The organism is Nocardioides sp. WG-D5 (genome assembly GCF_054031175.1).
Window position 1 is genome coordinate 1,006,529 of record NZ_CM132928.1, and the last position, 25,471, is coordinate 1,031,999.

27 protein-coding genes are annotated in these 25,471 nt (G+C 68.9%); 15 read left to right on the top strand and 12 right to left on the bottom strand.

Annotated features, from left to right (window positions below; all coding sequences use genetic code 11):
* The first annotated feature begins 8 nt into the window (after nucleotides 1-8).
* The 4 genes from ACWZJV_RS04950 (at nucleotide 9) to ACWZJV_RS04965 (ending at nucleotide 3,855) form a co-directional block, all read left to right on the top strand.
* Nucleotides 9-257, top strand: a complete 249-nt coding sequence (locus ACWZJV_RS04950; RefSeq protein ID WP_040755044.1) for a zinc-ribbon domain-containing protein — start codon at nucleotides 9-11, stop codon at nucleotides 255-257.
* A gap of 104 nt (nucleotides 258-361) precedes the next feature.
* Nucleotides 362-1,285, top strand: a complete 924-nt coding sequence (locus tag ACWZJV_RS04955) for an intradiol ring-cleavage dioxygenase (protein WP_457180417.1) — start codon at nucleotides 362-364, stop codon at nucleotides 1,283-1,285.
* Nucleotides 1,286-1,412: 127 nt separating this feature from the next.
* Nucleotides 1,413-2,075, top strand: a complete 663-nt coding sequence (locus ACWZJV_RS04960; protein ID WP_457180418.1) for a TetR/AcrR family transcriptional regulator — start codon at nucleotides 1,413-1,415, stop codon at nucleotides 2,073-2,075.
* 82 nt (nucleotides 2,076-2,157) lie between these two features.
* Entirely contained in the window at nucleotides 2,158-3,855 is a 1,698-nt protein-coding gene (locus ACWZJV_RS04965; RefSeq protein ID WP_457180419.1) for a phytoene desaturase family protein, read from the top strand.
* A 16-nt stretch (nucleotides 3,856-3,871) separates the two neighbouring features.
* On the opposite strand, the gene ACWZJV_RS04970 is transcribed toward ACWZJV_RS04965, so the two are convergent.
* On the bottom strand, nucleotides 3,872-5,413 hold the full coding sequence (locus ACWZJV_RS04970) for an AMP-binding protein (RefSeq protein WP_008358083.1): 1,542 nt from the start codon (nucleotides 5,411-5,413) through the stop codon (nucleotides 3,872-3,874).
* 104 nt (nucleotides 5,414-5,517) lie between these two features.
* Here ACWZJV_RS04970 and ACWZJV_RS04975 point away from each other — a divergent pair, with 104 nt between their 5' ends.
* Genes ACWZJV_RS04975 through ACWZJV_RS04985 form a run of 3 tightly spaced genes read left to right on the top strand, consistent with a single transcriptional unit; the run spans nucleotide 5,518 to nucleotide 7,896 of the window.
* Entirely contained in the window at nucleotides 5,518-5,784 is a 267-nt protein-coding gene (locus ACWZJV_RS04975; RefSeq protein ID WP_457180420.1) for a hypothetical protein, read from the top strand.
* Complete coding sequence (locus ACWZJV_RS04980; RefSeq protein ID WP_457180421.1) at nucleotides 5,753-7,246, top strand: sensor histidine kinase; 1,494 nt, start codon at nucleotides 5,753-5,755, stop codon at nucleotides 7,244-7,246. Before ACWZJV_RS04975 ends, ACWZJV_RS04980 begins: the two co-directional genes overlap by 32 nt.
* On the top strand, nucleotides 7,231-7,896 hold the full coding sequence (locus tag ACWZJV_RS04985) for a response regulator transcription factor (RefSeq protein ID WP_008358089.1): 666 nt from the start codon (nucleotides 7,231-7,233) through the stop codon (nucleotides 7,894-7,896). The genes ACWZJV_RS04980 and ACWZJV_RS04985 overlap by 16 nt, the downstream gene beginning before the upstream one ends.
* Before the next feature lie 179 nt (nucleotides 7,897-8,075).
* Here ACWZJV_RS04985 and ACWZJV_RS04990 read toward each other — a convergent pair whose 3' ends face one another.
* Complete coding sequence (locus tag ACWZJV_RS04990; RefSeq protein WP_457180422.1) at nucleotides 8,076-8,501, bottom strand: hypothetical protein; 426 nt, start codon at nucleotides 8,499-8,501, stop codon at nucleotides 8,076-8,078.
* Between the two features lie 155 nt (nucleotides 8,502-8,656).
* Nucleotides 8,657-9,964: a hypothetical protein gene (locus ACWZJV_RS04995; protein WP_457180423.1), complete on the bottom strand. Its 1,308-nt coding sequence runs from the start codon at nucleotides 9,962-9,964 to the stop codon at nucleotides 8,657-8,659.
* A gap of 460 nt (nucleotides 9,965-10,424) precedes the next feature.
* Between ACWZJV_RS04995 and ACWZJV_RS05000 the strand changes: the two genes are divergently transcribed.
* A complete protein-coding gene (locus tag ACWZJV_RS05000; RefSeq protein WP_457181932.1) occupies nucleotides 10,425-10,640 on the top strand; it encodes a LuxR C-terminal-related transcriptional regulator in 216 nt (71 codons plus the stop codon).
* A 458-nt stretch (nucleotides 10,641-11,098) separates the two neighbouring features.
* Here the strand turns inward: ACWZJV_RS05000 and ACWZJV_RS05005 are convergent, their stop codons facing one another.
* Together ACWZJV_RS05005 and ACWZJV_RS05010 are read right to left on the bottom strand one after the other, a co-directional pair.
* Nucleotides 11,099-11,971: a serine/threonine-protein kinase gene (locus ACWZJV_RS05005; protein WP_457180424.1), complete on the bottom strand. Its 873-nt coding sequence runs from the start codon at nucleotides 11,969-11,971 to the stop codon at nucleotides 11,099-11,101.
* 8 nt (nucleotides 11,972-11,979) lie between these two features.
* Nucleotides 11,980-12,315 carry a hypothetical protein gene (locus ACWZJV_RS05010; protein ID WP_457180425.1) on the bottom strand — a complete coding sequence of 112 codons (336 nt, stop codon included), beginning with the start codon at nucleotides 12,313-12,315 and terminating at the stop codon, nucleotides 11,980-11,982.
* 149 nt (nucleotides 12,316-12,464) lie between these two features.
* Between ACWZJV_RS05010 and ACWZJV_RS05015 the strand changes: the two genes are divergently transcribed.
* Entirely contained in the window at nucleotides 12,465-12,899 is a 435-nt protein-coding gene (locus ACWZJV_RS05015) for a hypothetical protein (protein ID WP_457180426.1), read from the top strand.
* Nucleotides 12,900-12,942: 43 nt separating this feature from the next.
* Entirely contained in the window at nucleotides 12,943-14,025 is a 1,083-nt protein-coding gene (locus tag ACWZJV_RS05020; protein WP_196873461.1) for a baeRF2 domain-containing protein, read from the top strand.
* 3 nt (nucleotides 14,026-14,028) lie between these two features.
* On the opposite strand, the gene ACWZJV_RS05025 is transcribed toward ACWZJV_RS05020, so the two are convergent.
* The 4 genes from ACWZJV_RS05025 to ACWZJV_RS05040 form a co-directional block, all read right to left on the bottom strand.
* Nucleotides 14,029-14,919: a lysophospholipid acyltransferase family protein gene (locus ACWZJV_RS05025; RefSeq protein WP_457180427.1), complete on the bottom strand. Its 891-nt coding sequence runs from the start codon at nucleotides 14,917-14,919 to the stop codon at nucleotides 14,029-14,031.
* Nucleotides 14,920-15,112: 193 nt separating this feature from the next.
* Entirely contained in the window at nucleotides 15,113-16,693 is a 1,581-nt protein-coding gene (locus tag ACWZJV_RS05030; RefSeq protein ID WP_457180428.1) for a lactate racemase domain-containing protein, read from the bottom strand.
* Nucleotides 16,694-16,707: 14 nt separating this feature from the next.
* The gene (locus tag ACWZJV_RS05035; RefSeq protein ID WP_457180429.1) at nucleotides 16,708-17,898 is read right to left on the bottom strand and encodes a zinc-dependent alcohol dehydrogenase; all 1,191 of its coding nucleotides are present in this window, start codon (nucleotides 17,896-17,898) and stop codon (nucleotides 16,708-16,710) included.
* A 20-nt stretch (nucleotides 17,899-17,918) separates the two neighbouring features.
* On the bottom strand, nucleotides 17,919-20,180 hold the full coding sequence (locus ACWZJV_RS05040; protein ID WP_457180430.1) for an HAD-IB family hydrolase: 2,262 nt from the start codon (nucleotides 20,178-20,180) through the stop codon (nucleotides 17,919-17,921).
* Here ACWZJV_RS05040 and ACWZJV_RS05045 point away from each other — a divergent pair.
* The 3 genes from ACWZJV_RS05045 to ACWZJV_RS05055 are packed head-to-tail and all read left to right on the top strand — an operon-like array spanning nucleotide 20,142 to nucleotide 22,645.
* Complete coding sequence (locus tag ACWZJV_RS05045; RefSeq protein WP_457180431.1) at nucleotides 20,142-21,605, top strand: hypothetical protein; 1,464 nt, start codon at nucleotides 20,142-20,144, stop codon at nucleotides 21,603-21,605. The two genes, ACWZJV_RS05040 and ACWZJV_RS05045, sit on opposite strands and share 39 nt — an antisense overlap.
* Nucleotides 21,592-22,107, top strand: a complete 516-nt coding sequence (locus tag ACWZJV_RS05050; protein WP_457180432.1) for a SigE family RNA polymerase sigma factor — start codon at nucleotides 21,592-21,594, stop codon at nucleotides 22,105-22,107. Before ACWZJV_RS05045 ends, ACWZJV_RS05050 begins: the two co-directional genes overlap by 14 nt.
* Nucleotides 22,108-22,150: 43 nt before the next feature.
* A complete protein-coding gene (locus ACWZJV_RS05055; protein WP_457180433.1) occupies nucleotides 22,151-22,645 on the top strand; it encodes a hypothetical protein in 495 nt (164 codons plus the stop codon).
* Nucleotides 22,646-22,649: 4 nt separating this feature from the next.
* On the opposite strand, the gene ACWZJV_RS05060 is transcribed toward ACWZJV_RS05055, so the two are convergent.
* From ACWZJV_RS05060 to ACWZJV_RS05070, 3 genes are all read right to left on the bottom strand, one after another.
* Complete coding sequence (locus ACWZJV_RS05060) at nucleotides 22,650-23,060, bottom strand: MarR family winged helix-turn-helix transcriptional regulator (protein WP_457180434.1); 411 nt, start codon at nucleotides 23,058-23,060, stop codon at nucleotides 22,650-22,652.
* Nucleotides 23,061-23,083: 23 nt separating this feature from the next.
* Complete coding sequence (locus ACWZJV_RS05065) at nucleotides 23,084-23,464, bottom strand: hypothetical protein (protein WP_457180435.1); 381 nt, start codon at nucleotides 23,462-23,464, stop codon at nucleotides 23,084-23,086.
* Nucleotides 23,465-23,557: 93 nt separating this feature from the next.
* The gene (locus ACWZJV_RS05070) at nucleotides 23,558-24,103 is read right to left on the bottom strand and encodes a hypothetical protein (RefSeq protein ID WP_457180436.1); all 546 of its coding nucleotides are present in this window, start codon (nucleotides 24,101-24,103) and stop codon (nucleotides 23,558-23,560) included.
* Nucleotides 24,104-24,254: 151 nt separating this feature from the next.
* Between ACWZJV_RS05070 and ACWZJV_RS05075 the strand changes: the two genes are divergently transcribed.
* Together ACWZJV_RS05075 and ACWZJV_RS05080 are read left to right on the top strand one after the other, a co-directional pair.
* Entirely contained in the window at nucleotides 24,255-24,764 is a 510-nt protein-coding gene (locus ACWZJV_RS05075) for a hypothetical protein (RefSeq protein ID WP_457180437.1), read from the top strand.
* A gap of 370 nt (nucleotides 24,765-25,134) precedes the next feature.
* Nucleotides 25,135-25,470 (top strand): DUF1048 domain-containing protein, encoded by a 336-nt coding sequence (locus ACWZJV_RS05080; protein WP_457180438.1) that lies wholly within the window; start codon nucleotides 25,135-25,137, stop codon nucleotides 25,468-25,470.
* Nucleotide 25,471: the final 1 nt, after the last annotated feature.

The window sequence follows — 25,471 nt, forward strand, 5'->3', positions numbered from 1 at the left end:
TCGTGGGCATGATCATCTTCGGGTTCAAGACCTACACGCGGCTGCTCGCGACGCTCTCGCTGGTCTGCCCGAACTGTGGGCAGCGGGCCGCGCAGCGGCTCTTCGAGAACGTCAACAAGTTCACCCTCTTCTTCATCCCGCTCTTCCCCGTCAGCAGGTCGCGCCGGATGGACTGCACCTACTGCGGCTACGCCTCGAAGCTGTCCAAGGAGCAGGCCGAGCAGCTCCAGTCCGCGCCACGTCCGGGCGTCGGCTGATCCGCCGCGGCTTCACAGGAACCTCACAGGCGGGGCACGAGATCCTCACCGATCCGGACGTCAGAGTCAGGTCAACGCACCAGACCGACGTCAAGGAGAACCAGATGAGCCGCGTACCCGAACCCGAGCACACCCCTGAAGGCCCCACCTTCGAAGGCCGCCTGCTCGCCCGCCCCGAGGAGGAGGTGGTCGACCAGGGTGCCGGCTTCGACATCTCGACGCTGCTGACCCGGCGCCGGGTGCTCGGGCTCGTCGGGGTCGGCGTCGGCGCTGCCGCCCTGGCCGCTTGTGGGGCGTCCGGCTCGTCGGGCTCTTCCGTTTCCACGGGCGGCTCCGCGGCCGACGCGTCCACGACCGCCGACGGCGAGATCCCGCAGGAGACCAACGGCCCCTACCCGGCCGACGGCACCAACGGCACCAACGTGCTGACCAAGTCCGGGATCGTACGCAGCGACATCACCTCCAGCCTCGACGGCGGCACCACCGTCGACGGCGTGCCCCTGCGGTTCACCTTCACGGTCACCGACATGGCCAACGACGACGTGCCCTTCGAAGGCGCCGCGGTCTATCTGTGGCAGTGCGACGCACTGGGCCGCTACTCGATGTACTCCGAGGGCGTCGAGGACGAGACGTACCTCCGCGGTGTCCAGGTCGCCGACGCCAACGGTCAGGTGACCTTCACGACGATCGTCCCGGGCTGCTACGACGGCCGCTGGACGCACATGCACTTCGAGGTCTATCCCGACGCCGAGTCGGCGACCACCGGCGAGAACGCGATCGCGACCTCGCAGGTCGCGTTCCCGGAGAAGATGCTGACCAAGGTCTACGCGGACGACGCCTACACGGGCTCGACCGACAACCTCGCCAAGGTCAGCCTCGACACCGACAACGTCTTCAGCGACGGCTACGACCTCGAGATGGGCACGTTCACCGGCAGCCCGAGCGCCGGCTACCGGGGCTCGCTCGCCGTCGCGGTCGACACCACCACCGAGGCCGCCATGGGCGCCGCGCCCCCGACCCGGCGCTGATGTCCCGCCAGAACCCGGCGAGTCGGCGCAACTGTCCCACCAGAGCCCGCCGAGTCGGCGCAACTGTCCCAGGCTCGCGGGACAGACGCGCCCACTCGACACGCGGCCCGCGCCCTACCCTGATCGGGTGAAGGACGCCCAGAAACCGAAGGATCAGGCCGGCGACGCCGCGGCGCGCGGGACGCGCCGGCGGGAGCGAACCCGCGCCCGGGTGCTCGAGGCCGCCGAGCAGCTGTTGTCGCAGCACGCCCCTGAGGAGATCCGGATCGAGGACGTAGCCGCCCTCGCGGGGATCTCTCCGGCCTCGGTCTATGTGCACTTCGGCACCAAGGACGGGCTGATGGCAGCCGTCACCGAGCGACTGCTGACGGTGGCCACCGAGACGCTCCGGTCGGCCTACGCCGCGCAGACGACTCCGCTGGAGCGTTTCGCCGGCGTCGGGTCGGCCTACCTGAGGCTGCTGCTGGAGCACCCGTCGGTCGTGAAGTACCTGATGGTCACCGGCGAGCGCGGCCCCCGGTCGGCGGTGGAGGACCAGGTCGTCGAGCGGTTCAGCGAGCTGCGGCGCGAGTTCGAGCAGAGCATCCGCGATGCGGTGGACTCCGGCGCCATCCGGAAGGTGGATCCGGAGCTGTTGTCCTACTTCCTCTTCGGATCCTGGAACGGGGTGGCCGCGCTGGCGTTGCGCCGGGACGCCCTGGCGCTGGAGCCCGAGCGCGTCGAGCTGGCCGTGATCGAAGCCGGCCTGGTGTTGCTCGAGGGTCTGATCCAGGCTCCGCCGCCTGCCTGACGGACGGCGGGACTTGGCGGAACGGGTCGAAACGAGTTAACTGGAGTCCGACTCCAAATTACTGCTCCGAAAGCGACCCGTGATGACGCAGACCGCGACACCCCTCACTTCGGGCCACGAGGCCGACGACCACACCTGGGACGCCGTGGTGGTGGGCGCCGGGCCGGGCGGCCTCACCTGCGGCGCCTACCTCGCCGCCAACGGCAAGCGGGTCCTGGTGCTCGAGGCCAACCAGGTCGTCGGCGGCAGCACCCAGGTCTTCCGGCGCGCCGGCAACAAGTTCGAGTTCGACGTCGGCACCCACTACGTCGGCGAGTGCGGCCCCGGCGGTCGGATGCAGACCGCGCTGTCCGGCCTCGCACTGACCGAGCGGATCAAGTGGCTGCGCCAGCGACCCGAGGGCCACTGTCAGGTGATGATCCCCGGCACCACCTTCCAGACGCCGACGGGCTGGGACACCTACCTCGCCCGGCTCATCGCGGCCTTCCCCGGCGAGGAGGCCGGGCTGCGGCGCTGCGTACGGATCATGCGGATCATCGCCGCCGGGGAGCAGCCGCGGCTGCGCCCCTACCACCTGCTGCGCTGGGGCATCCGGCCGATCACGAAGCTGATGGACGCCTGCGGCCTGAGCGCAGACGCGCAGGCCGTGATCCTCGCCGAGAACGGCGACTACACCTGGCCGCCCTACCGCACACCCACCGCGATGCACGCCGGCTTCCTCCACCACTACCTCCAGGCCGGCGCCTACTACCCGCGCGGCGGCGGGCAGGTCATCGGTGCCCACCTCACCGACGTGATCACCACCCACGGTGGCCGGGTGCGCACCAAGGCCCGCGTCGAGAGGATCCTCATCGAGGACGGACGGGCGGTCGGCGTACGTCTGGCCGACGGCGAGGAGATCCGCGCCGAGGCCGTCGTCTCCGCCGCGGACTTCAAGAAGACCTGGGCCGACCTGGTCGGCGACGAGCACCTGACCCGCCGCCTGCGGCGCCGGCTCCAGAACCTGGAGATGACGCTGCCGATGTTCGCGGCCTACGTCGCTCTCGACGTCGACCTGCGCGAACGCGGCACGCCGCCGCTGGCGTGGGTGTGGCCCACCAACGACGTCGACGGCTACTACCGCGAGGTCGAGGCGGGCCGCTGTCCTGAGCAGATGCCCGTCGGGATCAGCTGCCCCACCGCCAAGGACCCGGAGGGTACGCACTCGGCGCCGGCGGGCTACTCCACGCTCGAGCTGGTCAGCTGGGCGCCGAAGGGACACGAGTTCTGGAACGTCTCCGAGGACCCCACCGACGGAGCGTCGTACGGCCGTGACGAGCGCTACCTCCAGCTCAAGGAGGAGCTCACCCAGCGGGTGCTCGACACCGCCGAGCTGATGATCCCGGACATCCGCGAGCGGATGGTCTTCTGCGAGGCCTCCACGCCGATCACGCAGGAGCGCTTCACGTTGACCAGCGACGGCTCGTGCTACGGCATCGCGCCGCTGATCAGGAACCTCGGCCCCTTCCGGCCGCGGGTCACCACCCACATCCCGGGGCTGTTCCTCGCCGGCGGCAGCACGGAGCACATGTTCGGCATCAACGCCACGATCTGGGGCGGCATGGGCACCGCCGGTGCCGTGCTCGGTCGCGACCTCGTCGCAGAGGTACGCGACGGCGCGGTCTTCGTGGACGAGGCCGACCTGACCCCGATCACCGACGACTTCGACCCGCTCCTGGCCTCGAAGCCGGGCTCGGTGATCCGTCGGGCCGCCCGGCGTCGCCCCAGGGCGACGGCCTGAGCGACCCGCCGGACGTCTAGTTGACCTTGCGCTCGCGGTCACCCCAGTAGGGCTCACGGAGCTTGAACTTCTGCAGCTTCCCGGTGGCCGTACGCGCCAGGGAGTCTCGGAACTCGACGACCGTCGGCGCCTTGTAGCCGGCGGCGCGCTCCTTGCACCAGGCGATCAGCTCCTCCTGGGTCGCCTGCGCGCCCTCGGCGAGGACGACGAGGGCGAGGATGGTCTCGCCCCACTTCTCGCTGGGGATGCCGATGACGGCGACCTCGGCGACCGCAGGGTGCAGGAAGAGGACGTCCTCCACCTCGGCGGAGCTGACGTTCTCGCCGCCGGTGATGATCACGTCCTTGATCCGGTCGGAGATGGTGAGGTAGCCGTCGTCGCCGATGCTGCCGCCGTCGCCGGTGTGGAACCAGCCGTCGGCCAGCGCCTTCTCGGTCTCCTCCGGCTTCTCCCAGTAGCCCTCGAGCACCACGTTGGAGCGCGCCAGGACCTCCTTATCGGGCGAGATGTCGAGGCTTACCCCGATCGCGGGCGCGCCGGCGCGGGTCAGCTTCGCGGCGCGCTCCATCGGGTCGAGGTCGTCCCACTCGGCACGGGTGCGGTTGATGGTCAGCAGCGGCGAGGTCTCGGTGAGGCCGTAGATCTGGATGAACTCCCAGCCGAGCTCCTCCTGCACGCGGACGACCGTCTTCGTCGGCGGCGGAGCGCCGGCCATGATGATCCGCACCTTGTCCCGTCCCGGGATCTCGCCCTCGGTCTTCTGCCACTGCGGCAGCGCGTCGAGCACGGCGGCCGCCACCGCCGGGGCGGCGCACATGTAGGTGACCCCGTGGTCGCGTACGCGGCGCAGGATCTCCATCCCGTCGACCTTGCGCAGCACGATGTGCTTGATGCCGAGGCCGGTCGCCGCGAACGGCATCCCCCAGCCGTTGGCGTGGAACATCGGCAGCGTGTGCAGGTAGACGTCGCGATCGGTCAGCCCGGCATGGAGCCCGAACGTCAGCGCGTTGGTCCAGATGTTTCGGTGGGTGATCTGCACGCCCTTGGGCCGGGCGGTGGTGCCGGAGGTGTAGTTGATCGCCGCGGTCGCGTTCTCGTCCCGCTCCCACGGCTCCGGCTCAACGCCCTCGGCGGCGTAGAGGTTGGCGTCGTCGCCGAGCACGAAGCGGTGCTTGGCGGTCACGTCCTTGAGCGCCTCGTCGACCTCCGGGTCGACCCAGAGCACCGAGGCGCCCGACTGCTCCACGATGTAGGAGACCTCGTCGGGGCGGAGGCGGAAGTTGACGGGCACCAAGATCCGTCCGTAGCCGGAGACGCCGTAGAACGCGGTCAGCAGCCGCGCCGAGTTGTGGGAGACGATCGCGACCCGCTCCCCCACCCCGATGCCGAGCTCGTCCAGCTTCGCCGCCATCCGCTTGGCGAGCGCCTTCATCTCGGCGTACGTCACCTCCCCGAGGGAGGCCGCCGGCTGGTCGGGCTCGTCGACGATGCCCACCCGTTCGCCGTAGACGGATGCGGCACGGTCGATGAAGTCGTTGACGCTGAACGGGACGAACACGGGCGTTACCTCCAGGTGCAAGTGGTGACCCGCATCACTGTATCGATGAGAGGTCTCTCATGGACCCCCACTTCGGACAGGTCGTCAGGCACTATCGGAGGGTCATGTCCCGCACCCTGAAACTCGTCCTCCCGCTGGTCGTGCTCGTGGCGGTCGGCGTCTACCTCGCCGGCTCCCTCGCCGGAGCCTCCGAGAACGACCCACCGCCGCGCGAGCCCGTCGTGCTGCCCTCGCAGTCGGCCTCGCCGTCCTCGCCGAGCTCCGGATCGTCCCCGAGCACGGACCCCTCGGGTGTCCCGGTCGTCACCCCCGGTCCCGTCGACGATGATGATGACGACGATGACCGCGACGACCGCCATGACGACGACTGACCCTCAGGCTCCCGGGACGACGCCACCGCCTCGCCGGGGGCTGTCCGTACGCGCCCGGATCACCGCCTCGGTCGCCCTCCTGGTCACCCTCGCCCTGGCCGGCGCCGGTCTCATCGTCTACGCCGTCGAGCTCGGCCGGGTCGACGCCGCGACCACGCGCGAGATGGAGCAGGAGCTCGACGAGTTCTCCCGGCTGCGTACCGAGGGCATCGACCCCGAGACCCGGGCGCCGTACGACGTGGAGGGCCTGCTGCGGACGTTCCTGAGCCGCAACGTGCCCGACGACGACGAGCTCCTCGTCGCCTGGGTCGACGGCAAGCCGCGCGCGCACTTCCCCGAGGACCCGCTGATCTCCACGGCGCGGTTCAGCAGGGCCGTCGCCGGCGTCGTCGACGACGGCGGGACGACCTATCTCGACACCGCCGAGGGCGAGGTACGCATCACCAGCCAGCCCGTGCGGCAGGACACCGCCACGGGCACGACCGAGGGTGCCCTCCTGGTGGTCTCCTACCTCGACGAGGACCGTGCCGAGCTGCGCAGCACCATGCGGACCTACACGATCGTGGCTGGTCTCCTCGCCCTGCTGGTCACCCTGGTCGCGGCCTGGCAGTCCGGGCGGCTGCTCGCCCCGCTGACCCGGCTGCGGCAGGCCACCGGCGCGATCAGCGCCACCGACCTCTCCGCCCGCCTGCCCGAGTCGGGCAACGACGACATCTCGGCCCTGACCAGGAACTTCAACGACATGCTGGCCCGCCTGGAGCAGGCGTTCTCCGACCAACGGCAGTTCCTCGACGACGCCGGTCATGAGCTGCGTACGCCGCTGACGATCATCGGCGGCCACCTCGAGCTCCTCGACGAGTCCGACCCGGCCGAGGTCGAGCAGACCCGGCGGCTCGCGCTCGACGAGGTCGACCGGATGAGCCGGCTGGTCGGCGACCTGATCCTGCTCGCCAAGCACGACCGGCCCGACTTCCTCACGATGGAGGAGGTCGACGTCGACACCCTCACCGAGGACATCCTCGCCAAGGCCAGCGCGCTCGCCGACCGCGACTGGCACCTCGACGCGGCCACCCCCGGCACCTGGCGCCTCGACCCGCAGCGGGTCACCCAGGCGATGCTGCAGCTGTGCGACAACGCGGTCGGCCACACCGCGCCCGGCGACCGGATCGCGGTCGGCTCGGCAACCGTCGACGGCACCCTGCGGCTGTGGGTACGCGACACCGGCCCCGGCGTGCCCGCCGAGGACCGGGAGCGCATCTTCGAGCGGTTCGCCCGCGGCTCCGAGACCGGCTCGGGCGACCGGCCGGGGCTCGGCCTCGGCCTGGCCATCGTCTCCGCCATCGCCACGGCCCACAGCGGCACCGTCGGCGTCGAGGACGCGACACCGCCCGGCGCCCGCTTCACCATCACCCTCCCCGCACCCCGCGACCCACACGAAGGAGAGGCATGGCCCGCATCCTGATCGTCGAGGACGAGGACCGCATCGCGGCCTTCCTGGCCAAGGGCCTGAGCGCCGACGGCCATCAGACGACCACCGTCGCCGACGGCCTCGAAGGGCTCGAGGAGGCGCTCAGCGGCGCCTTCGACCTGATGGTGCTCGACATCGGGCTGCCGACCATCGACGGCTTCGAGGTGCTCGACCAGCTGCGCGCCCAGGGGTCCCGGATGCCGGTGGTAGTGCTGACCGCCCGCGACTCCGTGCACGACACCGTCTCCGCGCTCGAGGGCGGCGCCGACGACTACCTCGCGAAGCCGTTCCGCTTCGCCGAGCTGCGAGCCCGGATCAACGTACGCCTGCGGCAGCAGGACAACACCGACGCCGAGGTGGGCGAGCTCCGCTCCGGCTCGGTGGCGCTGGACCTGCGTACGCGGCGGCTGCGGGTCGACGGGCGCGAGACCGACCTCTCCGCGCGTGAGTTCGCGCTGGCCGAGGTGCTGCTGCGGCATCCGGGTCAGGTGCTCTCCCGCGCGCAACTGCTCGACCTGGCCTGGGGCATGGACTTCGACCCCGGCTCCAACGTCGTCGACGTCTACGTCGGTTACCTGCGCAAGAAGCTGGGCTCGGCCCGGGTCGAGACCGTCCGCGGCATGGGCTACCGCTTCCAGCCCTGACCCGATCCCGAGCCGGGTACTTCTGCTTCACGGTCCCGCAGTCACGGTTCCGACATCACCAGACGCCCCCACCTGATCTGAGAAGAGCCAGTTTGCATCGGTCTCGATGCTGAACGGTGGCCGCGCTGAATCCCAGCGCGGCCACCGTTGACGGCCATCAAAGTGGCCCTGGCCGACGTTCACTCAGAATCGATGAGGCGCTTCCGCTCGTCGCATTTCTTCGCCGGGGTCTGATCACAGAGGACCACCGCGTAGGGCACTCGCAGCGTGCCCTCGGCTCCATCTGATTCCCAGTCCAGAAGGAACGCGTGACTGTAGGCGCGCCCCGGCCCGGTTCGTGTCAGCTGAATGGCGATCTCGTACCCTCCTCCGTCTTCACCCTCGCCGCAAGTGCGGTCAACCTTCGTTTGGCCCGCCTGGAACTGAGCCGCTTCGATGTCTCCGTAGGCAGTTCCTAGGGCCTCCCCACCAGACACTGCCGCGTTCGGTCTCACCGCGTAGTCCTCGACCCTGAAGTTGCTGGTCGGGTCCTCCGCCCGCACGGCGGTCACGTCCAACGTGCCGGGACGGTCGGTGCAGACAACGCCGTCGATCCCGATCGTCACTGGTTGGTTGACCTCCAGCAATGGAATACCGGTATAGATCCACTGTTCGCCGGAAGGGAGCGTCAGCTTGACCGCGTCTCCTCGCAGTGAGCACCCAACGGTCAAGGGCACGAGAGAGATCGCTGCGAGGAGTCGCTTGGTGCATTGCCTATTGGTCACGGGTGGTCGTGGCCTTCGACGCTGCTTGAGTACGGAAGGCCGTTTGAGTTGTTTCCACAGAACCGGGTCTCGGAGCTGAAGTTGAAATAGAGATCCTGGCTGGACCCGTAGCCGGACTGAGCGGAAACGTTGATCGGCCCGACATCGACACCCGTGCCGAAAGTCTGGTTCTTCGCGGAACCGGTGTGCCACTCTTGACCGGCGATCTTCCGTGTGCAGTAGGCGCTGTGGTACTTATGAGAAATCACGGGCGATGTGCTGTCGAGCAAGTCGGAGTAACCAACCGGGCGGCGATACGTCCACGCAGAGCAACTGCTGTGGTAGTCGCGGTAGTTGACTCGATTCCTCACGCCCATGTTCGTCAGGTTCGACCAACTGGATCCTGCGCTGAACGACTTCGTCTTAGTTCCGTAACTGGACCAGCCGCTGCTCTTGCTCACAGCTACCCCCAAGGTGTGGTCCGATCCACTGAGTTCGCTGACCTTCACCTTAGCTCCCGACCAACCGTAGACGTTGACGAATCGCTCAGGACGATCGCGGATGTAGGCGCCGGCGGTCGTGACGCAGGTCTCCATCGTTGACATACCACCAGCAGCGACCCGGTCCATCTGAGCACTCCGTGGCGAAACAGTAGTCCCAGCCGCTTCAGCACGCCGAGCCGCACCGAACGTGTTGCCTTCATCATCGACCCATGCTGCAGGGTCATTCGAAGCATCGAAGGCCACTCCAGTGCCGAGATCGAGGCGGACGTTCGGAGCGGGCGGTGTCGTCGAGCCCGCAGGATCCTCTGGATCAGCGGCCGGCCCGGCAGCGGCGACCGTGTACGCGGGTGACTCCGACGCAATCATCACGTCAGAGGGCGCCTCGACGGTGTAGCTGAATCCCACCTCACGGGTGGCGTCAGCCACGCGGATCTCTAGGTCGATCCGCCCGTCCGGGTTGAGGACTTCCGCTGGGATGGTTGCAGGATTCGCCGACACGGCAAAATTGCCACCCTTGGTGGTCTGGCCATATCCAAGGTAGTGGAGGGGAGCGGACTCTCCCTCCGCGAGCGCATCAAGCACCGAGTCCTTCGGCCACGCATACACGATGACGTCGGCTCCAAGGACAGGGGTGCCGTGATCGATCACAGCACCGGCTGCAATCGCATCCGGCGGCGCCACGATCGTCATCGGTGCGGCGGCCGCCGACACGGGCTGGGCCATGCCGGCGACTGCCAGTGTGCCAGCAGCAGCCGCCACCACAACCAAGCCGACCAGCCGGATCGGAGACAGGCGCGATCTAGCGCTACTCAATTCTTTCATCAGGTTCCTCCTCGTGATTGAGCACAAGTCAAGAGACCTGAACCGTGGCGCAGATGGTGGGGCTCGGCAACGAGATCAAATAAACCTGCAGCAACCTGCAGCCCATTCGTGATTCCGACACGACAAGAACGCCCAATAGTCGCTTCCAGTTAACCGTGTGGACATGTCTGTCGTCATACGCCGCCAGACTGGATATTTCCAAGGACAACCTGGGTCACTTTGCTTCACGATTGCGGAACTCGCCGCGAGTCGATGGACCTTCTGGGCGGCGATCTCTGACCTCGGGAGGGCCAAGATGAAGACGGATACCACCAGTCCACTCGGGAGAGTGAAGGCATCAGCTATTCGCAAGTCACTCGTTGGTGATCCGAGTCCAGATGGGCCCCTATATTCAGTTTCCATGCCACAGCGCAATGATTGTGGCTGCGCGGACATGTCCCCAGAAATCATCGCCAAGTGCATGACCCCCAGACAACGACAAGTCGTCGAATTGCTCCGATCTGACGCAACCGATGAACAGGTGGCTCGATCCGTCGGCGTGTCGGTTCGCACGGTGCGTAAGGATGTCTCGTCGCTTATGGCGCACTTCAATGTCCGCACCCGGTTTGCTCTTGGCGACGCACTAGTTCGACACGACGGCCGTTGCCGCTGCGACCTCGCTGCCGGAACAGTCTGAGGCTCGCTCGGTCACCCGTGGACCTTTCGGGAACGAACGCCATGGAGGCGGACCAACCAGGTTGAGGTCCCGGCGTACCGAAGGCACCCAGCCCGAGTGGATCAAGATACCGGCAGACATACCGGCCATTTGTCATCGCGGCCTCGCCTCCCGCGCCGACGGATCCCGCGCTTCCACCGCCAAACGCGTGGCCCGCTCCCTCAAGTCCAACGGGTACTTACGCTGCGCAGCCATCTTCCTCGCTCCTCCAGGTTTCGATGTCTCCATCAACCCCCGGGCGCAACAGCCTTCCCGGTTGAGCTCGGCATGGACCTTGCGGACACCGTAGACACCAAGGTTGGCCTTATGGACGGTTCAACAGCTCCACGTCTTCTCGATGGCCATCCAGTAGGGCGAACGACCGATTGCTGCTCCTTACAGCGGAGCAATGTTGTACCGCGAGTGAAGCGTGAGTTGGATCAGCTGATCCGCAGGCCGCCCAGCGAGGCGCGCGGAAGCCGCTCGAGCGCGGGCGAGACGGTCTCGGCGATCTCGGACGGCTCGGGGCGGTCGCCGGCATCCGGAGCGAGGCACGCCTCGATCACTTTGACGATCTCGGGCGGCGTACGTCTGGGTAGGGCGGCGGGGCGGGAGACGAGCTGGGGGTAACGCTCGGTGCGGTCCGGGGCCGTCGGGTCGCCGTGGGGGAAGGGGCGTTCGCCGGTGACGGCGTGGAAGAGGGTCGCGCCCAGCGCCCACACGTCGGAGGCGGGGCCGACCTCGCCTAGCTCGCCAGGCAGGCACTGCTCGGGCGCCATGTAGGCGTCGGTGCCGATCTCGTGGCGCAGCGCGGCGGCCGCGGCCACGGGCCGGGCGACCGAGAGGTCGATCAGCCGCGCCGGTGAGCCCATGATCAGGTTGCTCGGCTTGATGTCGAGGTGCACCCACCCCGAGCGGCGCAGGTAGTGCAGCGCGGAGGCGAGGTCGAGCGCCAGCGGCAGGTACTGCTGCTCCGGCAGGCGCCCGTGGCGGCGGATCAGGGTCGAGAGCCGCGGGCCCTCGACGTGCTCCATCACGACGTACGGCCGCTCGCCGTCGAGGTCCTCGCGCAGGGCGCGGACGAGGACCGGGTGCTTCAGGTTGGTCAGCGCTTCGGTCTCGCGCCGCAGCGCGTTGCGGCTGGTCTCGCTGTCGACCAGCCCCGGCCGCAGCACCTTGGCCACGACAGGACCGTAGGTGACCTCGTCGAAGGCCAGGAAGGCCTCGTACGACGAGCCGCCCCCGAGCAGCCGCATCGCGGTCAGCTCGGGGGTGATCGCGTCACCCTGGACGATGCCCCAGGTGTCGGTCATCGTCGAGCTCAGTCCCTGGTCCGGTCGTTGGTGTCGTCGCGGGTGTTGTCGTCCTTGGTGTTGTCCCGCGTGTTGTCCCGGGTGTTGTCCCGCGTGGCGTCCTTGGTCGCCCGGGTGACGCCGGTGCCGTTGGTCACGGTGTCGTTCCCGGCGTCGTCACGGGTGACGTCGGCGGCGTCGTCCGCGTCGTCGTCGTCCACGTCGTCGACGGTGGTCACCTGGGTGCCCACCTTCTCCTCACGCTTGGCGAGGTCGTCGTCCGCAGCGGCGCTCTGGAAGGTGATCGCACCGGCCGCGACGACCCCGACCAGCCCGCTCGCCAGCAACATCGGAAGCTTCTTCATGATTCGTCCTCTCGGTTCTGCCCCGGGTGTTCCCGGCGCCATGCAAGAACCATCTCGACCCGCGGTGAGGTGATCGTGAGACGACCATGAGAGCTCTCTCATCCGCGAGCCGGTTCGGGTCCTGGGGCCGCTGGTGGTAGGAACATCCCGTGCAACGCAGCGAGTGGCGCGAGATCGCGCTCAAGGTCGGGGTCCTGCTGCTGGTCGGGGTGCTGATCTCCGTGGCCGGCTACGGCTACTCCCGCTCACGCTTCCGCGAGCACGCCACCGAGCAGGCCGAGACGGCGGCCAGCCGGTTCGCCCGGACCACGAGCTGGACGACGGTCGAGGCGAAGCCGGAGCTGGTCGCGCAGTGGGCCCGCGCCTGCCCCTCGGTGCAGACCCCGCCGACCGAGAAGACGGCGGACGCCCGCGGCCACCTGGAGAAGGTACGCATCACCTCCACCGACCTCACCGAGACTGGTGCCACCGTCGAGCTGACCCCGGACGGCGGTCGGTCGGTGTTCACCTTCGTGGTCACCCGCTCCGGGAAGGGCAAGGACGAAGAGTGGCACGTCACCGAGGTCACCTGCGCGGCGGACTGATCCGGCCCGTGTCAGATCCCCCGCAGGTGGGTACCACACCGGTATGGACACCGCTGGATTCACCAACCTGTTGACCCGTCCGGGGCCGTACGCCACCGTGCTGGCCGATGTCAGCCAGGACTCGGAGAACGCGGCCCACGCCAAGGAGCTGCGCGTGCGCGCCGCCTGCGAGGAGCTCTCCGCGCAGGGCGCGCCACCGGATGTCGTGGCGCAGGTCTCCGAGCGGCTGGAGACGAACGTACGGCAGCCGGCGCCGGTGGCTCGCGTCATCGTCGCGACGCCCGAGGGGATCGCCTACGACCAGGTGGCCGTCGCCGAGGTGCCGAACCAGGTCGCCACCTGGGACGCGCTGCCCGACCTCGGCTCCTGGATCGCCGCCCGCGACGCCTCGACGCCCTTCGTCCTGGTCCTGGTCGACCACACCGGTGGCGAGATCTCCCTGTGGGACTCGGGCCTGCCGGAGCCGACCAGCACGAACACCGTCGAGGGCGACGAGCTCGAGCACGTGCACAAGACCCAGGACAACGTCGGCTGGGCGGCCTACCGGATGCAGCAGACCACCGACAACGTCTGGCGCCACAACGCCGACAAGGTCGCCGCCGAGGTGACCAGGCTGATCCGCGACCACGGTCACGACCTCGTGCTCGTCGGCGGCGACCCGACCTCGGTGGGGCGGCTGCGCGCCGACCTCGCCGACCTGCCCGTCGAGGTGGTCGAGCTGGCCAGCGGACAGCGTGCCGCGGACGGCGGCGACCAGGCTCGCGCCGACGCGATCCGCAGCGCCCTGCTGGACCGGGTTGTACGCCGCCGCACCGCCCTGGTCCGCCGCCTCGAGGAGGCGTGGGGCCGAGGCGACCGCGCGGCCACCGGCGTACGCGACGTCGCGGACGCGTTCGTCACCGGCCGCGTCGAGACCCTGCTGATCGACCCGGGCGCCTTGGCCGGGCACACGCTCGACCCGGCGGACCACCCCGGCCTCACCTTCGGCGAGGCTCCGGTCACCGGTCCGGTCGAGGCCGGCGAGGCGCTCATCGCCGCCGCGGTCCTCACGGACGCGGAGGTGTGCGTGCTGCCCGCGAGCGTGCTCGGCGACGCTCCGGTGGCGGCGCTGCTGCGCTGGTCCTGATCCTCAGCGGTGCCAGGCCCTGATCCTGTCCGGCTCGGTGTCGGGCGACTCCGTGGCCGCCCAGACCTTGCGCCACTCCGCGATCTCCTCACCGGCCGGGTCGGGGGTGCTGCGCTCGGCGGCGCGGCGCATCGAGGCGTACCAGTCGGTGGCGTCCTCGTCGAGCAGCCGCGACACCGCCGCCCGGATCCGGGGCGCGAACTCGCGCACCGACTCGCCCACGGCCGGGCGGAGCGGCTCCCCGAAGCGTACGGTCAGCTGACGGCGGCCCCCGGAGGTGTCCTTTTCGGGCCAGTTCACCCCGCGCGGCATCGCCGCGTAGGTGCCGCGGTGGGCGATCGGCACGACCGGGACGCCGTACTCCGTCGCCAGGTAGGCGGCGCCGGACCGGAACCGGCCGACGGTGCCGTCCTTGGACCGGGTGCCCTCGGGGAAGACGACCAGCGACCAGCCCTCGGCGAGCACCTCCCCCGGCTGGGTCGAGAGCGCGCCGCCACGGCGGTCGATCGGCAGCGTGTTGAAGACCAGCGAGGAGCCCACGGCCCGCCACCAGGTGTCGAAGAAGTAGTCCGCCGCGGCCGCCACCGCGGTCTTGCGTCGCCACCGGTCCGGGAGCGACAGCAGGATGAGCGGCGTGTCGAGGTGGGAGGCGTGGTTGGCCACGAAGATCACCGGGCCCTCGAGCCGGTCGAGCACGTCGAGGCCCTCGACCTGGGTCTTCACCTGTGACCGGAAGACCGCCTCGAGCCCCGCCTGGGCGACCTCTCGGACCGCTCGGGCGGCGGGCTTGCGCGACCACTCGTTGTCGAAGACCGTCGTCGTCGCCGGCGGCACGAACGGCTCCGCCGACCGCGGCACCTGCGCCCGGTGACCCCAACGCCAGCCCCGCTTCATCAGGCGTATGTCGCGGACTGTCTCTTTCCAGAAGCCGCTCATCGTGCCGCCTCCCCCGCTGGTTGAGCCGCCGGAGCCGCTAGGCGGAGGCGTGTCGAAACCAACACAGTCCCCTCCGCGCTCGAACCGATTGTGTTGGTCTCGACACGGATTCGCTCGTTCCTCACGAATCCGGCTCGACCGACGATGGCGCTCATCGGACGTCCGCCAGCAGGTGCGGAGGGTTGCGCAGATAGGTGATCGACGGCGACGGCCCCACGGTCGAGCTGGCCATCTCCAGCGCGTCGCGCAAGGTGGTCGCTGACCGGAAGCCCATCCGGGCCGCGGCCTTCGGGTTGCCACCGACCCAGATGACGTCACCGAGGTGGTCGAGAGCGTGCGCGATCCAGTACCACATGTAGAACGGGTGGACCCCGTGGTAGGCGTTCGAGGTGCGGTAGAGGTGGACGTACCAGGGGTCCGTCGCGAACTGCTCCTCGAACTTCGGCCCGATCAAGGCGGGATCGGTCGTGTCGGCCAGCACCTCCTCGTAGAAGTCGACGTAGGAGGGGTGGGTCAGGGTGTTGAAGCCCTCGTCGAGCGGGTGGTAGAGGATCGCGACGCCACCCTCGCGGACGACCGGCTGCCGCAGGTAGGAATTGAAGTAGTAGCCCAGGCCCATGCAGGCGGCCAGGATCGGGTTCATGGTCGAGTTGACGTTGTAGGGGCCGAGGTACGGCACGCCCATCACCATCACGTCGGACTGCCCCTCGACCTTGACCCGCTGCTGCTGGTGGACGCGCTGCACGGTCAGCTCGTGGACCGGCTCGACGGCGCCGGCGGTGATCCCGGTCAGCCCGTAGTTGGAGCGCAGGTCGTGGAACATCTTGTGGCGCATCTTCTGCGGCGCCACGGCCAGGCCTCGGCGCAGGCCGAGCACGGTGGCCTGGTCGCGCAAGGACCACTCCCACTCGCGCTTCAGGAGCGTGTCATAGGGGCGACCGAACACCTCGTTGTCGAGCGTCGTCTCGATCTGGAACACCTTGACGTGCTCACCGATCAGCCGGCCCATCCGCCAGGCCGAGGAGTGCATCTCGGAGTGCTTGTGGTCCATGAAGGAGCGCGAGTGGACCATCGTCTTGGCGTTGTGGTGATGCTTGATCGACTTGTAGGACGCCAGCCCGATGCCGACCGACTTGTGGCCGCCGTCCATCGCGACGAGGTTGACGTTGACGTAGATCAGCAGGTCGGAGGTGGCCGCCCGCTTGTTGATCTCGACGTCCTCGCCCTTCTCGGTGACGCCCATGTGCTCGAGGTTGGCGCGGTCCTCGGCGTCGTGGTTGTAGAGCAGGCCCTGCGGCGCGAAGCTGCGGAAGACGCGCTCGCCGACGATGTGCTTCATCTCGGCGTCGGTCATCCGGCGGTGCAGCGCGAGCGCGGCGATGATCTCGACGTCGTCGACGCCCTTCTCGGCGGCGATCGTGAGCACCTGCTCGATGATCCGGCCCCGGATGTCGGGGGCCTTCATGGTGGGCAGCGGCAGGGAGAGGTCGTCGAAGGCGATCGTCAGCCGCATACCCGGGAACATCAGCTCGCGCAGCGGCTCGGAGTCGACCGGGCTCTCCAGGGCCTCCCGGATCGCCTCCTCCACGTCCGGCACCGTGGGCAGCGACTCGGGCGGGTAGACCACCCGGGTGCCCTGCGGGAACTCCTCCAGCCGGAACCCGAGCCCCTCGTGGACGAGCAGGGGCGGCGTACGGTCGTCGACCTCCAGAACGAATCCTGGGCGTGTCATCGATGACTCTCCTTCTATGACGTACGTCGAGGGTCGAACGCCACCTTGACGGTGCCGAGCCGACCGGCTGAATGGGCATGGTCGAGGGCCTCGCGCCAGCGGTGGAGCGGGTAGGGCGCGACGGTCTTGGCGAGGCGGCACATGGCGTCGTGGCCGACCAGGTCCAGAGCGGTGGCGAAGTCGCCGGAGCCTCGCGAGGAGGCGTACGTCCCGACCACCTCGAGCTCGCGGAACCAGGCCGCGGACAGATCGGCGGAGGCGGGCATCCCGGAGAGCACTACCCGGCCACCGGCGCGGGTCGCGTGCAGGCAGGTCTGCAGCGACTCCTTGGAGCCGACCGCGTCGATGGTCACGTCCACACCACCGAGGAGGTAGGGCGCCGACAGCATCTCCGGCTCGAGCATGAAAGCGCTGGTCGCACGGCGAATTCTCCGCAGCGTCTCGGACGGCGCGACCACCTCGGTGGCGCCGAACTCCAGCGCCAGCTCGCGCTGGTGGGCGTGCTTGGCCACGACCAGGATCTCGCCGGCGTCGGTGAGCTCGCGCAGGGCCAGCGTGGCCAGCAGCCCGACCGCCCCGGCGCCCGAGACGAGCACCCGGTCACCGGGCTTGATCGCGGCCCTTCGCGCCGTGTGGACCGCACAGGCGACCGGCTCGGCGAGCAGCGCCTGCTCGTCGGAGTAGCCCTCCGGCACCACGTGGAGCTGGGAGCGGTGCACCGAGAGCTGCTGGGACCAGCCGCCGCCGGTGTCGTGACAGAACCCGGTCTGCAGCCCGGAGGAGATATCGCCGACGGTGATCCGCGAGCACCGGTTGGTCTCGCCGCGCACGCACGCCTCGCAGGCCTCCAGCCCGCGCGCCGCGCAGGTCAGGACCGGGTCGACGACCACGCGGGTGCCGGCCACCAGGTCGCCGCACGGGTCGAGCAGCTCGCCGACGATCTCGTGGCCGGGCACGAACGGCAGGCTCACCAGCGGCTGGAAGTAGAGGGAGGTCTTCCCCGACAGCATGCCCAGGTCGGACCCGCAGATGCCGGAGAGCGAGACCCGCAGCCGCGCCCAGCCGTCGTGCTCGACCTTCGGCGGGTCGAGCGTCACCATCCGCAGCGGCGCCGCCGCCCCGGTCAGCAGCAGCGGCAGCCGGCCGCCGGCGACCTTGCCCAGCGCCGTCTTGGCGACGCTGCGGTACATCTCGAGCGCGAGCATTCAGCCCCTCCTCATCGAACTCATCGGCGCAGCCCGGCCGGGTCGAGCGTGCGGCTCGCGTGTCCCGGGGACTCCCAGTCGACGATCGTCCAGTGCGACCTCTTGGCGTGCCGGAAGAGAGGTACGTCGGGCCGGACCGCCACCGGGTGGCCGACCGCGGCCAGCAGCGGGAGGTCGGAGTGGGAGTCGGCGTAGGCGAAGCAGTCGGCCGGCGAGATGCCCTCGCGGCGGGACCACTCGCGGACGAACGCGCCGCGTGACTCCCCCACCAGCGGCGAGGCGGCCAGGTGGCCGGTGCAGTAGCCACGGTCGTCGACGGCCAGGTCGGCGGCCTCGATGTGGTCGAACAGCGGCAGCAGCGGCCTGGTCAGCGGCCGGATCGCGCCGGTGACCAGCACCGTCACGTGCCCCGCGGCGCGGTGCTCCCGGATCCGCCGGACCGCGTCCGGGGCCAGCCGCCCGAGGATGTGCGTGGTCAGGTGCTGATCGACGATCTCGTCGAGCTCGGAGAGCCGCGCGCCGGCGTACTCCTTGTAGACCGTACGCAGCAGCGAGCTGCGCTCGGCACGGTCCGCCCACACGTACTTGGGCACCTTGCCGGCCATCCGGGCGATCTCCGCGGCCTTCTTGGTGCCCGAGAGCTCGCCGAGGCGCAGCCACAGGTAGGTCTCGATCACGTTGGAGGACATCAGGGTGCCGTCGAGGTCGAAGAAGGCCGCGACCCGCTTCTCGTCGGTGGGCGAGGCCGCCGAGATCCGCGGCATCCGGCCGGGGACCGGCTTCTTCCGCAGCTTGCGCAGCTCGTCGAGCTCACGGACCGGCTTGGTCACCGACGGCACGTGGATGTCGTGGAGATACTCGTGCCAGTCGATCACGCCGGTGTCGAAGGCGAAGGTCTCCTGGTCGGCCGGCGACAGCGACCGGTAGAGCGCGAGGGTGTTGGCGTCGACGAAGCGGAGGTCGGCCTGGGCGTACTCCTTGTAGAGGTCCAGGTAGCGCCGCAGGAACTTCAGCCGCCGGCCCTGGCGGTCGAGGTCGCGCGCCCAGCCGCGGGTGCGGTCGCTGCGCGGGGCCAGGCCGAGCAGCGTGTCGGCGAGCTTGTGCACCTTCTCCCCGGTCGCCATCATCCGCTCGACCGAGGCACCGCCCGGGAAGGTCCACTCCGGCAGCCGCGCGGCACCGCGGTCGCCGGCCGCGAACGGCTGCTTCTCGAAGTAGGCGCGCACCGTCTCGTAGAGCATCCCGAACGTCACCGGGTTGCGGTCGCCGGAGGCGAGGTGGAAGTAGGCCGGCTCGCCGTGCCGCGGCGGGTGCGCCAGGCAGGCCACGATCGAGGCGACCACGTGATCGACGGGCACGATGTCGATGGCGGTGTCGGCGGCGGCCGGGAAGAGCGGCAGCTCACCGCGCCCGTAGGCCAGGATCAGCGGCTCGGCCATCTTGAAGCCCTCGATCCACCCCGGATGCGGACGGGAGACGGCCGACTCGATGATCGCCGGGCGGTAGATCGTGGCCCGGTTTCCACGGGCGGCGTGGGCCTCCACGACCCGCTCCCCCAGCGCCTTGGTGAAGGTGTAGCAGTCGGTCCAGCCCAGCGAGCGGGCCCGCTCGGTGCCGAGGCGGACCAGCTCCTCCTTCACCCACTTCTTGCGTGCCTCCTCGGCGGCAGCGGCGGCGGTCATCAGACCGGCGCGGCCGTGCTCGCGCTCGGCCTGCTTGCGCAGCTTGGAGATCACCTCGACGCTGCGTGAACGCTCCTCGACAGCGGTACGCTGCGCCAGCCCCCAGGCGAGCTCGGCGTCCACGTCGACGTCGTGGTCCACCGGCCCCTCGGGGATGTGGCCCCTGCGCCGGCCGGAGACATAGGCGGTCGAGACGTGCAGGTAGTGGATGTCGCGCCCGGTCTCCTCGACCCGCTTGAGCAGCTCGCGCACCCCGACGACGTTGGTGACGAAGCCCTCGTCGACCGGCGGGTCGAACGAGACGTCGCCGGCGGAGTGCACGACGGCGTCGAGATCGTCCGGCAGCGCGGGCGGGTCGGAGAGATCGCCCTCGACGACGTTCACCTGCGCGTCCGAGACCGACTCGAAGATCGGCTTGGCCAGCAGCTTCGCGATCCGGGCCGCTCCCGGGGTCGACCCCTTGGGCCGCACCAGCACGCTGAGGCGTACGTCCGGCACCTCGGTCAGCAGCAGGTGCAGCAGCGCCTCCCCGACGAACCCGGTCACGCCCGTGAGCAGGACGTGCTGTCCCGCGAGCCGTTCTCTGATCTCAGAGGTCACCCGGGTGATTCTGCCCAATCCAGCAAAGTCCGCACGTCAATTCTGTTCAAATCGGCACCCAACCTTCCGCCGGGCTCGATACGTGTAAGCCATCGGACGACCGATCTGGAGACCGATGTGCTGACTGACCTGCTCGAAGACCTCGCCCGCGAGGCACCCACCGGCGGCACCCCGCCTGGGCAGCTGTGGCGTCGTGGCCGTCGGATGGCACGTACGCGGCGTGTCGGCACCGTCGCCATCGCTGCAGTCGCCTGTCTGGTGCTGATCGCGCTGGGCTCGGTGACCTGGCAGCAGCGCGCCGTCGAGCCGCCCGTCACGGACACCGAGACGAAGACGTACGTCCCGGCACGGATCTACAGGCCGAGCCCCTATCTCCCGGGGACCGACGATCAGGGTCCGCCAGGGGTCCTGATCGCGACGATCCAAGCCGAGCGCAAGGGCTGGGCCGATCGTGGATTCGGGCTGGTCGGAGTTTCGGCGACCACCGGCGACTACCGGTTCCTCGACCTACCCGACGCGCATCCGGAGTACCTCGGTGACGCCGCGCTGTCACCCGACGGCCGGTACGTGGCGTACTGGATCACCGGCTCGGTTCCCGATCCGCTCCCGGAACGTCCGAAAGTGCCGAGCAGCAACGCATTCTCCGATGTCCCACCGATCGTCGGTCATGCCGTCTACGACACCGTCACCGGCAAGGTCGAGCGAATGATGCAGTCGACGCAGCATGGCCTCGACGGCCGAGCCTTGGTCTGGTTCGACCCCACTCATCTCGGCGTCGAGATCGGGCAGATGCGGGACTGCTGCTCGTCGGCCGATGCTGGCAGCTCGGTCTTCGACCTGGCCACGGGTCAGGCCGTCGCCATCGCGGCGACGCTCGCTGGCGCGAGCACCAACGCAGCTGGCAGCATCGTCGCGGGGATCGAGAGCACGCTCGTCATCGAAACCGACGGTTCCACGACGCCCGCCAACGTTCCTCAGACCGCAGGGCGAATCAACCGGACCCAGTTCCTCGCCCTCTCGCACGATGCGAAGCGCATCGCCGCGATCTTCGGGAACGGTGCGGAAACGCCCGTCTACGTCAAGGACCTGGACGCCGACGACCACGGCTACGGCGATCCGATCCCGGGCAGCTATGTCGGAGTGTTCTGCTGGTTGGACGAGTTCCACCTCGCGGCCCTGAAACGCCACGGCGAGGACGCCCGGGGCGACCTGGTCGCCATCGACATCCGAGACGGTTCAACCACGAGGCTCTCGGAGTACGTCGACAATGCCAACCTGGCTCTCAACCTCCTCAGCTCGCCGGTGAAGAACCAGCCCGCCCCACCTCGTCCGAGGTCGCCCTGGGTCCCGACCATCGCAGCTGGCACGACCGTCGTGGCCGCAGCCCTCGCGATCTTCGTCTGGAGGCGCCGTGCCGGAGCCTGACGATGATCTGTTCGAGGAGTTCGTCGCCGGCCGCCGCCCGGCCCTGCTGCGTACGGCCTTCCTCCTCACCGGGCACGCGGAGGATGCCGAGGACCTCGTCCAGACCACGCTCATCAAGGTGGTCCCGAAGTGGGGCAGGATCAAGGACAACCCCGAGGCGTACGTCCGCAAGGTGCTCGCCCGCGAAGCCACCACCCGGTGGCGCACCCGTCGGTGGCGCGAGACCCTGGTCGAGCACCTGCCCGACCAGGGAACGGGTGAGCCGAACCTGACCTGGAGCCTCACCCTTCGCGATGCGCTCCTACGGCTTCCGCCCCGGCAGCGCGCCGTCATCGTCCTGCGCTACTACGACGACCTCACCGAGCGCGAGACCGCGGCCACGCTCGGCGCCTCGATCGGCACCGTCAAGTCCCAGACCAGCGACGCGCTGGCGCGGCTTCGCGTCCTGCTCCCCGATCTCGCCGCGCCCGACCCAACCTCGGTTGCGGGCTTGCGAGGGTGACCTGCAAAACTGGCGGAGCCCCGCAAACCCAGAGGAGACGTACGTGTCGAGGAAGCTGCTGAGCGTCGCGGCTGTCCTCTCGACGACCGCTCTCGCAGGCTGCGGGTCCGGCGAGCCCAGCAGCGGTAGCCCTGGGCCCAGCCCCTCCACCTCCCCCGTCGAGGCCTCCGGGCCGTGTCTCTTCGAGCCCGCCCAGGTCGCCAGCGCCATCCCCGGGTCCTGGTCGCACACCGCCGACGACGACGTCTGCACCTACACCAGCGACCGGGGAGCGATCTTCGTGACAACGCTGGTCGACACGTCCGTCTCTGCTGGACTCGACGCGAGCCGGGAGGACTGCATCCCGTCTCCTCCGCCTGTGGAGGTCGGCGACCGGGCGTTCGTCTGTATCGAGTCGCACGACGACGGGGATCTCGTGGTCGGGAACGTTGCGGTCGGGAGTCGGCTGTGGTCGCTCGTCATCGTTCCTGACGAGGGCGTTCACGATGCCGAGCTCGGGGCCATGGGACGGCTGGTCGAGATGGTCGCCGACTCCTAGCAGCTCACGCGTCCATCGCGTAGGAGCGGTCCATCAGATCAGTCATCGCCTGCTGGAAGTCGCGGCGCTTCTTGTCGCTCCACCCTGTGGTCAGCTCAACGAAGATGTCCTCCTGCCAGCGATGCGCCTGGTCGAGCATGGACCGCCCAGCGGGGGTGAGTGATGCTTCGCGCCGTCGACGATCGGTCGAAGACGCCGCCATGGTCAGGTAATCCGCCGCCATGGCGCTCTTGATCAGTCGAGAAGCTCCACTCTGGTCGATCCCGATCTCGTGGGCGATCGCGTTCACGGTCACCGGGACCCCGCGCTGACCGAGCGCATGGACTGCCTCGCAGACCAGCACGAGTCGCCCATTTTCGTCCGCCGCGTCTGTCGCGACCGGCCGGCGTGCCCAGTGTCGGACGAAGTGGAACATGACCTGTCCCGGGCCCCGGTCGGTCATTCGGTTGCTGCCATCTCGCGGCAGATGTAGGCCAGCTCGAGAGCGGCCTCGAGGTCCGGCAGCCTCAGTGCAGCCGTGATCTTCCCGCTGGAGGCGCGGAACACCGTCGCCACCCGCGTGGGCTTCGTGCTCTCGGGCCAGGTGGCATCCTCCTCGACCACCATCAGGCGCTCGCTGACCGGGTGCCAGGACCTGGGGGTCAGCTCGATTCCCGAATGCTCCACCCACTCGGCGAACTGCGCGGGGGTGATCGGGCCTGCGCCGTTCGGGCCTAGGACGACGACCGGGTCGCCTACTGCGTGTTTCGCGCGCTCTTGGTCGGCGGCGTTCACGCTGGTATGCCACTCGTTGATTGCGGCTTCGAGGCTGGGGTCCACAAAGCTACTGTATGCGCTTCGCATACATCTGGGCGGCGGGATCGATGTGTTTTGCTTCTCGGGGAGAGCTCGGTTGGGTGGGTGTGTTTCGCTTCAGGGTTCGCCGCCGACCCGTTCTTTGAGTGTTTCTCGATCGCGCGCCAGGTCGTCCTTGCCGAGCAGAGCCCGGACATCGGCCGTCGCCTCCTCGATCGCGGTCAGGAACCCCGGCAGCGTCACCTTCTGCACCTGGTCGATGGCATCGGCCGTGAAGTTGATCTGCAACGACCAGGTCACCTCCGCTAGTTCCCGGCCGCGCTCCTGCAACTCCCGGCCGATCTCGGCCAGTCCCTTCGGACCGAACACCTCGGCCTCCAGGATCAACAGGTTGAGGTCGCCCATCGCGGCGTTGAACGCGTTGATCGACTCCATCACCTGATCCTTGTCGGGCGGACGGTTCGCGGCCCGCTGGTAGGCCGCGTGAGCGATGGTCCGGCCCTCGCTCTCGATCGTCGCCGCCGAGGTGAGGACCCGGATCGCGCGGCTACCCTGCTCCTGCTTCTCCCGGTCCTTGGCCGCGTCCCTAGCCCGCTTGGTCGTACCCAACTCCGAGAGCCACCAGCCAAGCCCGATACCGGCCGGACCGACCGCGACCGCCACCACCGTCATCACCTGTTCGAACGTCACGGGCGCACCGTATGAGGCCCCAACCGAACCGGTGGCGAGGTCGAGGGCAAGATGTCCCCACAAATGTCTACGTCCGGCCGCTCCGCCAACACGGCCGACGAGGTCTCGGGGAGCATCCCGATCTGTGGACCCAGCATGGATCAGCGCGGGCAGCGGTCTCGTCGGCGCCCTTGTCGGCGCTAGCGCGGCGCTTGGCGGCAAGTGGATCGACGCCCGCCACGCACGGAAAGCGGAGCAGCGACGCCAGGTTGACGAACTCCTTGCACGGTTCTGGGAGGTCACCGACCGCATGTGGAACCACGCCAGGGACGCCTACAGTCACTCCCTTTCAATCCAGCAACTCCCGGTGGGCACACCAGCATTTGACCCGGAGGAGGCTCCACCGGTGTCCGAGGAGGACCACGCCGATTGGAGGCGGCAGCGATCCGAAGCGCACTGGCTTTGGGGCGAGGCAAACGCCGAGGCCGGGTTTCTCCTGGGACGTATGCGACTACTGAAGTTGTCGATCGCCGAGGCAGCCGACACCCTACGATCAACGTCGGCACTTTATGACGGAAAGCGGGAATCATTCGGGGCCCGAGACCGCGCTTTGACCGCCTACGAGGAAGCGGCGTCGCGACTCATGACGCGTTGAAGTGTCGACGGGGGCGCGGTCATTCGTGGGTACTAAACCCCCCGACTAGCAATCAGGCCAAGGAAGCCCCCGGCTGGCGAGCCAGACCCGGGCCCGATGGCAGCATCATCACGGTCACACCCACCGGGCACATCTATCTCAGCCCACCACCCGACACCTGGGCACAAGACCCACCACCTTTGTCTCGGGCAGAGTTCACGCTGCGCGACGTACTCCTCGATCACACCCTCGCAGCCTGACGACCAGGCAGGCTCGAGGCTTCGAGAACTTTCTTCGAATCAGTGCTTGACCCTGACGCTACGTCAGCCCTGCACGCTTCTTCCACGGCCCCAAAACAGGGAGCCGAAACCACCGAAGAAAGAAGCAGAACATGAACAACATCCTCACCCGACTCATCGGCGACAAGAAGGACTGGAAGCGCATGGAAGCCCGCGCCGCCGCACTCCCCGCCGACTACCGCACCGTGTATGCCGAGATGAAGAGCTACATGTGGCGCTTCACCACCAGCGACGGCATGGACATCGTCGACATCCTGCGCGACATCCTCGACCTCTTCGAGACCGAAGCCGCCGCCGGCCGCAGCGTCGTCGAGGTCACCGGCACTGATCTGGCCGCTTTCTGCGACGCCCGACTGCCCGAGCAGCAGGACGTCTACCGGGACAAGCTCCGGGCCACCCTCAACGAGGTCGCCCAGAAGCTGTCGTGAG

Bases quoted from the DNA above. Each gene is read 5' to 3' on its own strand.
- ACWZJV_RS04950 (WP_040755044.1), top strand. From the start codon at position 9: ATGATCATCTTCGGGTTCAAGACCTACACGCGGCTGCTCGCGACGCTC.
- ACWZJV_RS04955 (WP_457180417.1), top strand. From the start codon at position 362: ATGAGCCGCGTACCCGAACCCGAGCACACCCCTGAAGGCCCCACCTTC.
- ACWZJV_RS04965 (WP_457180419.1), top strand. From the start codon at position 2,158: ATGACGCAGACCGCGACACCCCTCACTTCGGGCCACGAGGCCGACGAC.
- ACWZJV_RS04975 (WP_457180420.1), top strand. From the start codon at position 5,518: ATGTCCCGCACCCTGAAACTCGTCCTCCCGCTGGTCGTGCTCGTGGCG.
- ACWZJV_RS04980 (WP_457180421.1), top strand. From the start codon at position 5,753: ATGACCGCGACGACCGCCATGACGACGACTGACCCTCAGGCTCCCGGG.
- ACWZJV_RS04985 (WP_008358089.1), top strand. From the start codon at position 7,231: ATGGCCCGCATCCTGATCGTCGAGGACGAGGACCGCATCGCGGCCTTC.
- ACWZJV_RS04995 (WP_457180423.1), bottom strand. From the start codon at position 9,964: ATGAAAGAATTGAGTAGCGCTAGATCGCGCCTGTCTCCGATCCGGCTG.
- ACWZJV_RS05000 (WP_457181932.1), top strand. From the start codon at position 10,425: ATGACCCCCAGACAACGACAAGTCGTCGAATTGCTCCGATCTGACGCA.
- ACWZJV_RS05005 (WP_457180424.1), bottom strand. From the start codon at position 11,971: ATGACCGACACCTGGGGCATCGTCCAGGGTGACGCGATCACCCCCGAG.
- ACWZJV_RS05010 (WP_457180425.1), bottom strand. From the start codon at position 12,315: ATGAAGAAGCTTCCGATGTTGCTGGCGAGCGGGCTGGTCGGGGTCGTC.
- ACWZJV_RS05020 (WP_196873461.1), top strand. From the start codon at position 12,943: ATGGACACCGCTGGATTCACCAACCTGTTGACCCGTCCGGGGCCGTAC.
- ACWZJV_RS05025 (WP_457180427.1), bottom strand. From the start codon at position 14,919: ATGAAGCGGGGCTGGCGTTGGGGTCACCGGGCGCAGGTGCCGCGGTCG.
- ACWZJV_RS05030 (WP_457180428.1), bottom strand. From the start codon at position 16,693: ATGACACGCCCAGGATTCGTTCTGGAGGTCGACGACCGTACGCCGCCC.
- ACWZJV_RS05035 (WP_457180429.1), bottom strand. From the start codon at position 17,898: ATGCTCGCGCTCGAGATGTACCGCAGCGTCGCCAAGACGGCGCTGGGC.
- ACWZJV_RS05060 (WP_457180434.1), bottom strand. From the start codon at position 23,060: ATGTTCCACTTCGTCCGACACTGGGCACGCCGGCCGGTCGCGACAGAC.
- ACWZJV_RS05080 (WP_457180438.1), top strand. From the start codon at position 25,135: ATGAACAACATCCTCACCCGACTCATCGGCGACAAGAAGGACTGGAAG.